The following is a 14,514-nucleotide window of genomic DNA, read 5'->3' as shown; positions in this document are numbered from 1 at the left end:
TTCATCCATTTTTTAAATCATCATTGTAAATAATTAGTAACAAAGCAAATTACATAATACAGCTTTTTCTGGATAAAGACAAGCACCGTTTACACTATTTTAGCAGTCTACGAATAAATAACTATAGTATTCCTATATTACGTAAAATACTTTGGAAGTGTGTAAAGATTTTCTAAAATTCCGCACCCAACTTAGGTACCCGTCATTTTCTTGGATAAAACAACTTACGACAATTTATTTCCCAGGCAATGTTACGCTTTATGCAAAAGAAATAATGTATGATGCATCAAATTTGTATAAGTGCATACATCTATTATAATACATCATCCGGATTGAATGTTTGTATAATCAGTTTGTGCCATTATTTCTTTTGCATACAGAATAGCTTTAATTAAATAAATATGGCAATTGTTTAGACCATGCTGCAATTGCAAGAAAGAAATTTGACACAGTTGCACCAATGGCAATGCTCAATAAAATAAAAACAAGCTGTATTTGGAATACATGATTCTTTTTAAAGATGTTCTCCACCCTAAAGGCTTGCAATGCATAAAAGGTAATAGCAATAAAGAAAATATGTGAACATATGCTAATTAGTGCATTTTGGCCAACCATTGTTGTAATTGTGTTCATAACATCCCTCCTTAATACTTGTAAAAAAGCGAGCAGAATATCCTGCTCGCTTAAAAAGTTAATTTTATCCGGCTTAAAGGGCAGTAAGACTTTCCATCATCAAAAAGTTCAGATGGAGATCGCTGTCTCTAAAAACCCGAATAGAATACTTACTATCAGCAAGGAATGAAGAAACCCAGCCAATTGAAGTTTCACTTTATTACTTAGATGTTACCCTCTTTAACGTTGATACGATTCATCGCGCGTTTTAGAGATAATTCCGCACGTTTGAAATCAATGTCATCTTGCTTGCTTTGAAGTCGGCTTTCAGCACGTTTTACAGCTTCCTTCGCACGTGCTATATCAATTTGATCAGCACCTTCTGCAGAAGGTGTTAGGATTGTCACTTTATCAGGACGAATCTCAACAAAGCCGCCGCTTACTGCTACAACATCCATACTGTTGTCTTTTTTAAGTCGAACAGCACTAACTGCTAAAGGAGCTACTGTTGGAATATGTCCAGGCAGAATACCCATTTCACCAGTTACAGTCTTCACAATAACCATGCTTACTTCTGAATCGTATACTGGGCCGTCAGGAGTGACAATGTTGACTACAGTTGTCTTCATATTTTTTCCTCCAAGTCCCTAGTATTAAAGTTCTACGCCCATATCTTTTGCTTTCGCAACTACTTCTTCGATTGGACCTACAAGTCGGAATGCATCTTCTGGTAATTTATCGTACTTGCCATCTAGAATTTCTCTGAATCCGCGTACAGTATCTTTTACATGTACGTAAGATCCTTTTTGGCCAGTGAATTGTTCTGCCACGTGGAAGTTTTGTGATAAGAAGAATTGAATTCGGCGTGCGCGGCCAACAATCAATTTATCCTCATCAGACAACTCGTCCATACCTAGGATTGCGATGATATCTTGCAATTCGTTGTAGCGTTGTAATGTTGATTGTACTTGACGAGCTACATCATAGTGTTCTTTCCCTACGATTTCAGGAGAAAGCGCACGTGATGTTGACGCAAGTGGGTCAACCGCTGGGTAGATACCCATTTCAGATAATTTACGTTCAAGGTTTGTTGTTGCATCTAAGTGAGCGAATGTTGTTGCAGGAGCCGGGTCAGTATAGTCATCGGCTGGTACATATACAGCTTGGATAGATGTTACAGAACCTTTATTTGTAGATGTGATACGTTCTTGCAAACGACCCATTTCAGTCGCAAGAGTTGGTTGGTAACCTACTGCAGATGGCATACGGCCTAAAAGCGCAGATACCTCAGAACCCGCTTGAGTGAAACGGAAGATATTATCGATGAATAGTAGAACGTCTTGTCCCATTTCATCACGGAAGTATTCAGCCATTGTAAGACCAGTCAAAGCTACACGCATACGTGCACCAGGTGGCTCATTCATTTGTCCGAATACCATTGCTGTTTTCTTGATAACGCCAGAATCGCTCATTTCGTAGTAAAGGTCGTTCCCTTCACGAGTACGTTCACCTACACCAGAGAATACGGAGATACCACCGTGCCCTTGTGCGATGTTGTTGATTAATTCTTGGATTAGTACAGTTTTACCTACACCGGCACCACCGAATAGGCCGACTTTACCACCTTTGATATAAGGAGCTAATAAGTCAACTACTTTAATACCTGTTTCAAGTACTTCAACATTTGTTGAAAGTTCTTCGAATGTTGGTGCTTCGCGGTGGATTGGGTCACGGCGAACATCTGCTGTGATTGGTGCGTCTAAGTCAATTGTTTCACCTAATACGTTGAATACACGACCTAGTGTTGCTTCACCAACTGGTACTGAAATAGCAGCACCTTTGTCAGTTACGGCTGCGCCACGTTGCAAGCCATCTGTAGATGACATTGCGATTGTACGAACAGCGTTGTCACCTAAGTGAAGAGCTACTTCCAGTGTAAGCGTTACAGCTTCTTCATTTGGACGTTTGATTTCTACAGTTAGCGCATTGTTTATTTCTGGCAATGTGTTGTTGTCGAATTGGACATCGACAACTGGACCCATTACTTGAAGAACGTGTCCTGTGTTCATACTTGTATTCCCTCCTATCGAACTATTACAGCAGTGGGGAAGCTCGCCTATTCTAAGGCCGCAGCTCCGCCAACGATTTCTGTAATTTCTTGTGTAATCGCCGCTTGACGTGCACGGTTATACAATATTGTTAAGTCATTGATTAATTCATGAGCGTTATCTGTAGCACTCTTCATTGCTGTCATACGTGCAGCATGTTCACTCGCTTTACCGTCTAGCAACGCGCCGTAAATCAAGCTTTCTGCATATTGAGGCAGCAATACTTCTAGAATCGCTTCGCCTGATGGCTCGAATTCGTAGCTTGCCCCTGTAGCGCTTGACGGAGTTATATCCGTAATTGGCAATACTTTTTTCTCCGTAGGTTCGTTGGCAATTGCACTGATAAAGTGACTGTAATACATATAAAGTTCATCATATGTACCGTCTGTGAACATACCAACAGCTTTACGAGCAATTTGTTTAATATCCGCAAATGAAGGTTGATCGGGCAAACCGATTTCTTCTCCTACGACAGTGAAGCCTTGTTTACTAAAGAAATCACGAACAACACGGCCCACAGCAAAGATCACGACGTTTTCTTTTGTATGGCCATGACGGTTCATTGCGTCTAGTGCAGTACGAATAATATTCGAATTGTATGCACCTGCAAGCCCACGATCTGAAGCCATAATCAAGTAAGCCGTTTTCTTCACCGGACGAGAGACTAACATAGGATGTGAGCCATCTGGTGTGCCTGCTGCAATCGCTGCAACAACATCTTGTATTTTATTCATATATGGAACATATGCTTTAGCATTTGCTTCGGCACGCGCCATTTTAGAAGAAGACACAAGTTGCATGGCATTTGTGATTTTACTTGTACTCGTTGTAGATTTAATGCGTTGTTTTACTTCGCGTAATGATGCCACTGGTATTTCACCACCTTACCGTTTTATTTTATCAATCCGCATCAAAAAATCTTACTCTGCTGAAGGAGCGAAAGTTTTCTTGAATGCATTAAGAGTTGATGCCATATCTTCGTCAGATGGCAGGCCTTTTGTTGTGCGAATTTGATTTAAAACGCCGGCGCCTTTTTCGTCATTCGCATCTAACCATGCATATAGTTCTTGTTCAAAACGAACAATATCTTGCACTGGGATATCATCTAAGAACCCTTTAGTTAATGCGTAAAGAATAACTACTTGTTTTTCAACTTTGATTGGTTTATTTAGATCTTGTTTCAGTACTTCTACTGTACGTTGACCACGTTCAAGTTTAGCTTTTGTAGCCGCATCAAGGTCTGAACCGAATTGAGCGAATGATTCAAGCTCACGGTATGCCGCTAAGTCAAGACGTAGCGTACCTGCAACTTTTTTCATCGCTTTAATTTGAGCAGAACCACCAACACGAGATACAGAAAGACCTGCGTTGATCGCTGGGCGTACACCAGAGTTGAACAAGTCTGATTGTAAGAAGATTTGTCCATCAGTGATAGAGATTACGTTTGTTGGAATGTATGCACCGATATCGCCTGCTTGTGTTTCAACGAATGGAAGCGCAGTGATTGAACCGCCGCCGTATGATTCGTTTAATTTCGCAGCGCGTTCAAGTAAACGACTGTGTAAGTAGAATACGTCACCAGGGTAAGCTTCACGACCTGGAGGACGGCGCAATAGTAATGAAAGTTCACGATAAGCTGCTGCTTGTTTAGACAGATCATCATAAACGATAAGTACGTCTTTGCCTTGAAGCATTAACTCTTCACCCATTGATACACCAGCATAAGGAGCTAGGTATAAAAGTGGAGCTGGAGATGATGCTGAAGCTGTGATAACGATTGTGTAATCTAATGCTCCGTTTTTGCGCAATGTTTCAACAACGCTACGTACTGTAGATTCTTTTTGGCCGATTGCCACATAGATACAAGTCATGTTTTGGTCAGCTTGGTTTAAGATCGTATCGATCGCAACAGATGTTTTACCTGTTTGGCGGTCACCGATGATTAACTCACGTTGGCCACGACCGATTGGAACTAAAGCGTCAATCGCTTTAATACCAGTTTGTAGTGGTTCATCAACTGATTTACGTGCCATTACGCCGAAAGCAGGGCTTTCGATTGGACGAGTTTTTGTTGTATGAATTGGACCTAGTCCATCCACTGGTAAGCCTAATGCGTTTACTACACGGCCAATTAGTTCTTCACCAACTGGCACTTCCATAATACGACCTGTACGACGTACTTCATCGCCTTCTTTGATGCCTTTAGCTGGTCCTAGAATAACAATACCGACATTATTTTCTTCTAAGTTTTGTGCCATACCAAGAACACCTGTTGAGAATTCTAATAATTCTCCAGCCATGACGTTGTCTAGGCCGTGAGCACGAGCGATACCGTCACCAACAGTGATGATAGTACCCACTTCGCTAACTTGCATTTCAGATTGGTAATTTTCCATCTGTTTTTTTATAAGTCCACTGATTTCTTCAGCTTTGATGCCCACGTTTGTCACCTCTTTAATGTTTATTGGATTAACCGATCAATTTACGTTGTAAGCCTGTAAGCTTTGTTGCAACAGAATTATCGTAAATCTGGTTTCCGATTTGAACTCGAATGCCACCAATTAAGCCTGGCTCGATTTCGTTTGTAATATGGAGCGCACTTTTTCCTACCAATCCTGCGAATGTGGCAGAAATGCGTTTCTTTTCTTGTTCTGTAAGCGGACGAGTCGAGAAGACAATCGCATCTGCAATGCCTTGTGCAGCATTCGCTTGTTCGATAAATGCATCAATTACATTGACCACTTCATGAATGCGTTTTTTATCAACTAACAATTTAAGTGCATTCACAATAATTGGCTGTACAGAAGCAAAAAGTTCAGAAAGGATTGCTTTCTTCTTCTCATCGCCAATACGTGGTGAATCTAGCAATTGGAAAAGTTCGCCGTTCTCTTTGAAGGCAATCTTCACTTCACGTAAGTCTTCTGTTACTTCTTTCAGCAATTTATGTTCTACAGCTAATTGAAATAAGGCTTTTGCATAACGAGTGCTAGCAGTCGATTGGCTCATCGATTTTCCCCTGCCTTCGCAATCGTTTCTTCGATTAGTGAACGATTATCTTCTTCGGATACTTCTTTATTAAGCACTTTTGAAGCTGCAAGAACAGAAAGCGAAACCACTTCTTCGCGCAATGCGGCAATGGCTTTTTCTTTTTCTGTTTCGATATCACGTTTAGCAGATTCTTGTAAACGCACAGCTTCATTGCGAGCTGCTGAAACAATCTCTTCTTTTTGAAGATCTGCTTGTTTCTTCGCATTTTCAACAATCGCTTGTGCTTCTACACGCGCTTCTTTAAGAAGGCTGCGTTGTTCTTCCAGTAATTGTTTCGTTTCTTGGCGGCTTTTTTCAGCTGCCTCTAAATCACCCGCAACTTGCTCTTCACGTTGTTGCATAATGCCCATCAAAGGACCCCATGCAAACTTTTTCAGAAGAAGCATTAGGACGATAAAGACTACTAATGTTGCAAGAATATCTCCCCAGTTTACACCTGGATGAGCTGCTTCACCTAGTAATAGATAGTCTAAAAACACGATTGTTTCACTCCCTTCAAGAGCCTAGAGTTCATATCATTTATGATTGAATCTTTGTATAAGATATACATTCTGAGTCATTTTCCCTTAAGACATAAAGGAATGGCGAAGGATTCAATAAATGGAATTTTCTTCGCCATTTGATAAAACAGTTAAAGACGATTAACCTTTGTTCATTACGATAAATGCGATAACTACCGCGATGATTGGAAGGGCTTCGACTAATGCTACCCCGATGAACATTGTTGTTTGAAGAACGCCACGAGCTTCTGGTTGACGAGCGATTCCTTCTACTGTTCTTGAAACGATTAAACCGTTACCGATACCTGCGCCAAGTGCACCTAAACCAACTGCGATTGCTGCTGCTAATAAACCCATTGTTAATTTTCCTCCTTGGAAATTGTTTGTATTTTTGTGGTTGTCAGCTGCCTAGCAAATGCCAGACAAATTTATACTTAATGGTCTTCGCTCACTTTGTGAGACATATAAACCATTGTTAACATAACGAAAATAAATGCTTGGATTGAACCGATAAAGACGGAGAATCCTTGCCATACTAATGTTGGGATGGCTGCTGCTGCAAAGCCCCAACCTGACCACATAGTAGCCAGTCCTGCAAGTAATCCTAGTAGAATTTCACCTGCATAGATGTTACCATAGAGCCGTAGACCCAACGTTAACGTATTCGCAAACTCTTCAATAATTTTCAAAGGGAATAAGAATAACATTGGTTTTGTGAATGTCCCGATGTAATTACTCATACCGCGCATTTTCACGCCGTAGTAGTTTGATAATACGAGAATCAATACTGCTAGAGTCATTGTAATAGTAGGATCTGCTGTTGGTGATTTCCACCATAAGTATCCATTAACTTTGACTGAGAATGGAAGACCTAACATGTTAGCAACAAAAATGAACATAATCAGCGTGATGCCCAATACATGGAACCTTCCGCCAGTTTTCCAGTCCATATTACTGTTGATAATATTTTTCACAAAATCCATAACCCATTCCATAAAGTTTTGCATGCCTGTCGGCTTTAACTTTAGGCTTCTTGTAGAAATGAAAGCGATTAGAAAAACAATTAAAGCTGTGACAAGCAAAACTAATAAGTTTGCCGGGTTAAAATCTAATCCCCATAATTCCCAATGCGGATTGTTGTGTTCCACTTTGTATTCACCTCACTTTCAACTGTGCTTATTGGTTTTTTACATGAAATACGATCCTGTCTACTAAAAGCAGAACGTACGGAATCATTAGCCCAATGACAACGCTTACTAAGTGAAAATATGTAGGCCACGTAAGTGCGACTGCTGCCGCTGCGAAACCAGAGGCAAAACGTAAGCCGGAACCTAAACCAGGAGCCCTTTTTTCTTCACTTAACGCACGGTCAAATTTTTCCATTCTTCGGACTAGAATCCAAAAGTTATAATGACCAAAAAGCACGCCTACTATGAGACCAGCGAATACTGTTTTAAAAGATGTGAAGCCCCAGCCTAGCGCACAAAATGCGAGCAAAAAAAATAACATTTTCTTTTGCCGTGCAAAAATCTGATGCATTTCAAGCATTGGTCTTTAATCTCCTGAATCTTATTTTCGAATGATGGAAGTAATAGCTGACCACCGAATAGATGTCAGTTAAGTAGTAAAATACTACTAGCGACCCAATAGACAAAATAACACTATTCACAAAAAGTAAATATGATAAATAGACCAGAGGAAACCGCTTTACTTTTGACATCGACTAGACGTACAAAAACCGCTAAAATTCTGCAGTAAACCTATTTTCACTGCACATTTAGTAGAAACTTGGTATCAAAAGATTTTCAAAGAGTTTTTTCTATGAAACCCTTATCATTCTTACCCTTTGTAAGCATACAATAGTGAATATTTCATGTCAATTGGTTATTGAGAAAATCTTCACAAGATGCCTAATTTGTCAAATAGTAGACAAATATTTAAGCATTATTATCCTTTTACTATTTTTGGTTGAATGGTAGATTTAATTCCATCCTCGAAACATAGTTATAAACACTCTTACAAGAAACGATAATAATATATTAAAAAAATGATATAAATAAGAAAAACACCTTATAAACTCTAAAAAGTTTATAAGGTGTTCTGGAAATTATCATTCATTCATGCAAAAGCAAATCAAACAACCAATTTCTGTTGGTCTTAACTAGCAATTTGCATTTTTTCCTAACGATAGAAAAGCTACTTTATTTTGTTGTTAAATATTTGTATAAAAATTCAACTATTCTTTCAGAAGCATGCCCATCTCCGTATGGATTAGCAGCATGTGCCATGCCATTATATGCCTCTTCATTTGTCAATAATTGACTTGCTAACTGATAAATGGTTTCTTCATTTGTTCCGGCTAGCTTCAATGTCCCTGCTTGAATTCCCTCTGGACGCTCTGTGGTATCACGCAGGACAAGGACTGGCTTCCCAAGCGACGGCGCTTCTTCTTGGACCCCGCCAGAATCAGTCAAAATCATATAAGATCTTTTAGCAAAGTTATGGAAATCAAATACTTCTAAAGGCTCAATCAAATGAACTCTTGATTCATCTCCAAGTATTTCATTCGCAATTTCTCGTACAGCTGGGTTCATATGAATCGGATAAACAATTTGAAGATTATTAAATTCATCAATTAATCGTTTAACAGCTTTGAATATATGACGCATCGGTTCACCAAGATTTTCTCTGCGATGGGCTGTCAGCAGAATCATCCGATCTTTCCCGATTTTTTCTAAAATAGGATGTGTGTAATTGTCTTTAATGGTTGTTTGCAGCGCATCAATCGCCGTATTGCCTGTAACAACAATTGCTTGTTCGTTTTTATTTTCGCTCAACAAATTTTGCTTCGCTTGTTCAGTTGGCGCAAAATGAATGTCAGCCATAATCCCTGTCAACTGGCGATTCATTTCTTCCGGGAACGGAGAATATTTATTGCCAGTTCTAAGGCCCGCTTCGACATGTCCGATGGCAATCTGATTATAGAAGGCTGCAAGACTTGCGATAAATGTAGTTGTCGTATCCCCATGTACAAGAATAATGTCAGGAGTTACTTCCTTCAAAACTGCATCTAAACCTGCCAATCCCCTTGTTGTCACATCAACAAGGGTTTGGCGTTCTATCATAATGTTCAAATCATAATCAGGGGTGATTTGAAATGTTTCCAGCACTTGGTCGAGCATTTCTCTATGCTGCGCAGTTACGGTCACAATCGTTTCGAACTTGTCTGGATGCTTTTTCAATTCCAATACAAGGGGCGCCATTTTTATTGCTTCTGGTCTTGTCCCAAATACCGTCATTACTTTCCATTTTTTAGACAATCAAAACACTCCTTGCGAAATCATTATTTTGTGCCGAATAAACGGTCTCCAGCATCGCCAAGACCTGGAACAATATAACCGTGGTCATTTAGTTTTTCATCTAATGCCGCAATATAAATGTCGATTTCCGGATGATGCTCATGAATAGCTTCTACACCTTCTGGAGCAGCGATCAAGCACATAAATTTAATATTTTTAGCGCCACGTTTTTTTAGTGAATCGATTGCTTCAATCGCAGATCCACCTGTTGCTAGCATTGGGTCCACAATAATAAATTCACGTTCTTCAATATCCGCTGGGAATTTTGCATAGTATTCAACAGGTTTTAGTGTTTCTGGATCGCGGTAAAGACCAATATGCGCAACCTTTGCAGCTGGAATTAATTTTAACATCCCATCTACCATACCTAAGCCTGCACGAAGTATAGGTACAATTGCCATTTTCTTACCGGATAAAACTTGTGTAGTTGTTTTCGTAACTGGTGTATCGATTTCGATATCTTCTGTTGGCATATCACGTGTAATTTCAAATGCCATCAGTGTAGCCACTTCATCTACTAGTTCACGAAACTCTTTTGTACCTGTGTTCTTATCACGAATGTATGTTAGCTTATGTTGAATTAATGGATGGTCAAATACGTATACTTTTCCCAAGGTGTTCTCTCCCTACTTATATATATTTATCTTGCTTTTGCACACAACTAATCACCCTAAAATAAACTCAGAAGAGAATGCTTTTAGGAGAATACTTACTGCGTGTGAAAAGCCCGATCGCAACTGCCAATCTGCAGAAATGTAATTCTACACTGTTGGTAGTTTCAGTTTATCCTGCTTATTATAACAGAAATAGCAGGTTCTTATGTAATTCGTTTATATTTTTTATTAACTTTATATTCTCATTGCCCACAAAATGGGGGGTCTCTTAATGTTATGACGTTACAACATGACTTTTGGATGCATAAATTCTAAACAAATTTTAAAAAACTATTTGAATAAATAATATCGATCAAATAAAAAGCTGCTTTCACTAATAGTGAGAGCAGCTTTTGTATGAATCCCGGATTTACGGGCTGATTATTTAGAGTAGATTGGGTGTTTGTCTGTTAATTCTTTTACGCGTTTAATGGCATCTTCTTTCACAGCTTCGTCTTCTGGATTTTTCAATACCGCTGCAATAATAGAAGCAACTTCTTTCATATCCTCTTCTTTGAAACCGCGAGAAGTAATTGCTGGTGTTCCTACGCGTACGCCAGATGTAACAAATGGGCTTTCTGGATCGAATGGAATGGTATTTTTATTGGCAGTGATATGAACATCATCCAATAATTTCTCAGCTACCTTACCAGTAAGACCTAAAGAACGCACATCTAAAAGCAATAGATGGTTGTCTGTGCCACCGGAAACGATATTGATGCCTTCTGCTGTAAGAGCTTCACCGAAAACTTTTGCATTTTTTACAACTTGTTGGATGTATTCTTTGTATTCTGGTTGTTGCGCTTCACCAAATGCTACAGCTTTTGCTGCAATCACATGCATTAGAGGGCCACCTTGGATACCAGGGAAGATGGATTTATCGATTTTTTTACCCCATTCTTCTTTACAAAGAATTAAACCGCCGCGTGGTCCACGCAATGTTTTGTGCGTTGTAGAAGTAACAAAATCTGCATATGGCACTGGATTTGGATGTGCTCCAGCTGCTACAAGACCTGCAATATGAGCCATGTCCACCATGAAATAAGCGCCTACTTCATCGGCAATTTCACGGAATTTAGCAAAGTCGATTTCGCGTGGGTAAGCTGATGCACCCGCTACGATTAATTTTGGTTTATGTTCTAGTGCTTTTTGGCGAACATCCTCATAATCAATCACATGTGTATCTTCTGTCACACCATATTCTACGAAATTGTATTGGATGCCTGAGAAGTTTACTGGGCTACCATGCGTTAAATGGCCGCCGTGAGATAAATTCATCCCTAAAACTGTATCTCCTTGCTCCAAGATTGTGAAGTATACAGCCATATTTGCTTGTGCACCTGAGTGTGGTTGTACATTGGCATATTCCGCACCGAAAATTTCTTTTAAACGGTCGCGTGCAATATTTTCAACAACATCGACATATTCACAACCGCCATAATAGCGTTTACCAGGATAGCCTTCTGCATATTTATTTGTTAGAACTGAGCCTTGTGCCTCTAAGACAGCTTCTGAAACAATATTTTCAGATGCAATCAACTCGATATTTGATTGTTGACGTGCGAATTCTTTTTCCATCGCTTCAAATACTGCTTTGTCTTGTGATGCAATCATTGATTTTTCTTGTGCTGCAAGATTTCCCATAACCCTTTTCCCCCTGTTTTATGAAAATTTAATTATATATAGCACGCTCGCCGCCAATTAATTTAGGGCGAGTCGTTGCAACTGTCACTACCGCATCTCCAATATGTGTAATGGAAGTACGAAGTGGAACTGCTACTCTTTTCAAATGCATGCCAATTAATGTTTGGCCCATGTCAATACCTGCATGTGCAAGAACTTCTTCCACCACAACCGGATCTTTCAGCTGGCGATATGCATAGGCTGACATGGATCCGCCAGCCTTTTGAGCAGGAACAACTGATACAGGCTCAAGCCCGTATTTTTCTGCCGCTTCTCTTTCGATGGTGATGGCACGATTGATATGTTCGCATCCTTGGAATGCTAAATAAAGACCATGTTTTTCGGAAAATGCGCTTAATGGCTTATAAAGTGCTTCCGCAATCTCTAAGCCTCCTGCTGTACCGATTTTTTGCCCTTTAATTTCCGATGTTGAACAACCTATAACCAACAGTTGACCTTCACGAAAATGGACTTGTTGCTCAAATTCGGCTAACAGCGTTTGTAGCTGATCTTCGATTTGTTGTAAGTTCATCGCTTAAGCCTCTCATCTGTTGTTTAGTTTTTTGATTCTACTGTAGAAATTTTTTCAATACGGCGTTCATGACGTCCACCTTCGAAATCAGTCAATAACCATGTTTTTGCGATTTCACGAGCAAGCCCAGGACCAATCACTCTTTCGCCCATAGCCAATACATTGGAATCATTATGACAACGAGTTGCTTTAGCACTGAACAAGTCATGTACAAGCGCGCAGCGAATACCTTTTACTTTATTAGCTGTAATCGACATGCCAATGCCCGTACCGCAAATGAGGATGCCTCGGTCAAATTTCCCGCTTGCAACTCCTTCTGCAACTGGTAAAGCATAGTCTGGATAATCCACCGAACCTTCAGCTGTTGGGCCAAAATCCTCGTATTCCATCCCTAATTCTTCTAATAGATTAACGATCTCTTTGCGTAAATTGTTACCGCCGTGATCTGATGATATTGCGATTTTCAAAAGAAGTCCCCTCTTTTCATTATGCTATTCATCTCGTACGTACGAGAATATATTCATTACTATGCTCGTTAAAATTAAAACGGTTTATCTAATCTTCAGCCGTTACTAGCTGAAGGAAGTTTCACTTTTAGTTTACCATTTATTTTAGTATAAAGACATATTTTTCACTCAATTTAGAAGGGGGTGATACGTTTAGAATCCATGTTTATTTTAGACATAAAAAAAAGCGGAGAAAGTTTATTTCCCCGCGTACAGATTATCGTTCGAATTGTTGGATCATTTGATATAGATCTTCTGATTGTTTTTTTAGCATATGTGACAGTTGGTCGATTTGTTCAATAGAGCGTACTTGCTCGTCCGTAGCACTTTGGACTTCAACTGCCCCTGCTGACGTTTGCTCAGCAATGGCTGCCACTTCTTGTGATTGGTGAGCCGTTTTTTCGATGTTGTTTAATTGCTTGCTAACGAATTCAGAGATTTCTACTATTGAAGCAGCCATATCGCCAACCCTCGTTGACATGCCATCTACTGCAGATGTAGTTTCTGAAATTCGAGCTACTTCACCTTCTGCAATGCTCACTTGCTCGGTCATCTTACCAACGACAGTTTGTACATCCAGTTGAATGGTTTGGATAAGCTGCGTAATCCCTTTGACCGCTTCGGCACTTTCATCCGCCAACTTACGAACCTCTTCAGCTACAACAGCAAAGCCTTTACCATGTTCTCCAGCTCTTGCTGCTTCAATAGAAGCATTCAGAGCCAACAAATTCGTTTGTTCTGCAATATCACCGACAAGCTGAATAATTTGCTCTACCTTCAAAGCATTTTGCTCTAATTGATGGATATCCTGTAACGCCATAGAATTCCCTGAAGCAATTTTTTGGATACCTTCTACCAAATCATTGATAGCGTCAGTCGTATGCTTTAATTCTCCCATCATTTGAGTAGATTGATTGGATGAAGTCAAGGCACGTTGATTTACCTCTTCAGCTAATAAACGAACATCTTCTAAGGCTTCCGCTGTCTCTTGAATCGCAATGGCAGAACCAGTTGCTCCTTCAGAAATTTGTGAAATCGTTTCTGCGATTGATTCTGTCTGTCTTGTAGCACGTTCTGTTTCTTCCGATAAGTCTAAAACAGTTGCATTGGTAGTTTGGAAGTTTTGATTTATGCTTGTTACCATTTGACGAAGACTCACAAGCATTGTTTGGAATGCCTCTGACAGCGAACGGATCTCATCTGAACTTCTTGGCATATCAATATCTTTGCCAATTTTCCCCTCTGCTGCTTCTATTGCAACATTCTCTAACTTTTGTAATGGTTTCACTAATAGGGAGCTAAAAATGCCAGCCAAAATACCAGACCAAATAATACCTAAAACATATGTAATGAGTTGAAACACCGATTGTTTAACATTCGGGAAAAATTGCGGTTGCACATATTCAATAAAGATAAAACTAATGCTGTAGGTGACAATTGCTAGGATGGTGACGAATAAAATGAGTTTCTTTTTTAGCCCAAAAGAATGCTGCACACTTTTTTTTGCCATGGG

Annotated in this window: 16 protein-coding genes; all 16 read right to left on the bottom strand. The window is 39.7% G+C overall.

Going from position 1 to position 14,514, the window contains the following annotated elements; all coding sequences use genetic code 11:
- Positions 1 to 387 precede the first annotated feature (387 nt).
- Entirely contained in the window at positions 388 to 633 is a 246-nt protein-coding gene (locus M2M59_RS01790) for a DUF1146 family protein (protein ID WP_066791753.1), read from the bottom strand.
- Between the two features lie 203 nt (positions 634 to 836).
- Positions 837 to 1,241: a F0F1 ATP synthase subunit epsilon gene (locus tag M2M59_RS01785; RefSeq protein ID WP_147195399.1), complete on the bottom strand. Its 405-nt coding sequence runs from the start codon at positions 1,239 to 1,241 to the stop codon at positions 837 to 839.
- A gap of 24 nt (positions 1,242 to 1,265) precedes the next feature.
- Positions 1,266 to 2,681, bottom strand: a complete 1,416-nt coding sequence (gene atpD / locus M2M59_RS01780) for a F0F1 ATP synthase subunit beta (RefSeq protein WP_066791751.1) — start codon at positions 2,679 to 2,681, stop codon at positions 1,266 to 1,268.
- A gap of 47 nt (positions 2,682 to 2,728) precedes the next feature.
- A complete protein-coding gene (atpG, locus tag M2M59_RS01775) occupies positions 2,729 to 3,589 on the bottom strand; it encodes an ATP synthase F1 subunit gamma (protein ID WP_147195401.1) in 861 nt (286 codons plus the stop codon).
- 51 nt (positions 3,590 to 3,640) lie between these two features.
- Positions 3,641 to 5,161, bottom strand: coding sequence for a F0F1 ATP synthase subunit alpha (gene atpA / locus M2M59_RS01770; RefSeq protein ID WP_066791749.1), 1,521 nt, complete (start codon positions 5,159 to 5,161; stop codon positions 3,641 to 3,643).
- 28 nt (positions 5,162 to 5,189) lie between these two features.
- Positions 5,190 to 5,726 (bottom strand): F0F1 ATP synthase subunit delta, encoded by a 537-nt coding sequence (locus M2M59_RS01765; RefSeq protein ID WP_147195403.1) that lies wholly within the window; start codon positions 5,724 to 5,726, stop codon positions 5,190 to 5,192.
- Positions 5,723 to 6,247, bottom strand: coding sequence for a F0F1 ATP synthase subunit B (atpF, locus tag M2M59_RS01760; protein ID WP_147195405.1), 525 nt, complete (start codon positions 6,245 to 6,247; stop codon positions 5,723 to 5,725). Before atpF ends, M2M59_RS01765 begins: the two co-directional genes overlap by 4 nt.
- A gap of 162 nt (positions 6,248 to 6,409) precedes the next feature.
- Entirely contained in the window at positions 6,410 to 6,625 is a 216-nt protein-coding gene (gene atpE / locus M2M59_RS01755) for a F0F1 ATP synthase subunit C (RefSeq protein WP_147195406.1), read from the bottom strand.
- 77 nt (positions 6,626 to 6,702) lie between these two features.
- Complete coding sequence (atpB, locus tag M2M59_RS01750) at positions 6,703 to 7,416, bottom strand: F0F1 ATP synthase subunit A (protein ID WP_147195408.1); 714 nt, start codon at positions 7,414 to 7,416, stop codon at positions 6,703 to 6,705.
- 28 nt (positions 7,417 to 7,444) lie between these two features.
- Positions 7,445 to 7,816: an ATP synthase subunit I gene (locus M2M59_RS01745; protein ID WP_066791744.1), complete on the bottom strand. Its 372-nt coding sequence runs from the start codon at positions 7,814 to 7,816 to the stop codon at positions 7,445 to 7,447.
- Positions 7,817 to 8,469: 653 nt separating this feature from the next.
- Positions 8,470 to 9,588 carry a non-hydrolyzing UDP-N-acetylglucosamine 2-epimerase gene (gene wecB / locus M2M59_RS01740; protein ID WP_147195410.1) on the bottom strand — a complete coding sequence of 373 codons (1,119 nt, stop codon included), beginning with the start codon at positions 9,586 to 9,588 and terminating at the stop codon, positions 8,470 to 8,472.
- Positions 9,589 to 9,611: 23 nt separating this feature from the next.
- Positions 9,612 to 10,241 (bottom strand): uracil phosphoribosyltransferase, encoded by a 630-nt coding sequence (gene upp / locus M2M59_RS01735; protein WP_066791742.1) that lies wholly within the window; start codon positions 10,239 to 10,241, stop codon positions 9,612 to 9,614.
- A 420-nt stretch (positions 10,242 to 10,661) separates the two neighbouring features.
- Positions 10,662 to 11,924, bottom strand: a complete 1,263-nt coding sequence (glyA, locus tag M2M59_RS01730) for a serine hydroxymethyltransferase (protein WP_066791741.1) — start codon at positions 11,922 to 11,924, stop codon at positions 10,662 to 10,664.
- 28 nt (positions 11,925 to 11,952) lie between these two features.
- Positions 11,953 to 12,495 (bottom strand): TIGR01440 family protein, encoded by a 543-nt coding sequence (locus M2M59_RS01725; RefSeq protein ID WP_147195412.1) that lies wholly within the window; start codon positions 12,493 to 12,495, stop codon positions 11,953 to 11,955.
- Positions 12,496 to 12,518: 23 nt separating this feature from the next.
- Positions 12,519 to 12,962, bottom strand: a complete 444-nt coding sequence (gene rpiB, locus M2M59_RS01720) for a ribose 5-phosphate isomerase B (protein ID WP_249775274.1) — start codon at positions 12,960 to 12,962, stop codon at positions 12,519 to 12,521.
- 256 nt (positions 12,963 to 13,218) lie between these two features.
- A complete protein-coding gene (locus M2M59_RS01715) occupies positions 13,219 to 14,511 on the bottom strand; it encodes a methyl-accepting chemotaxis protein (RefSeq protein WP_249775273.1) in 1,293 nt (430 codons plus the stop codon).
- Positions 14,512 to 14,514 lie beyond the last annotated feature (3 nt).

The sequence above is a fragment of the Rummeliibacillus sp. G93 genome (assembly GCF_023515935.1).
GTDB classification, from domain to species: Bacteria; Bacillota; Bacilli; order Bacillales_A; family Planococcaceae; genus Rummeliibacillus; species Rummeliibacillus stabekisii.
This window is presented reverse-complemented; position numbering and strand designations above follow the sequence as displayed.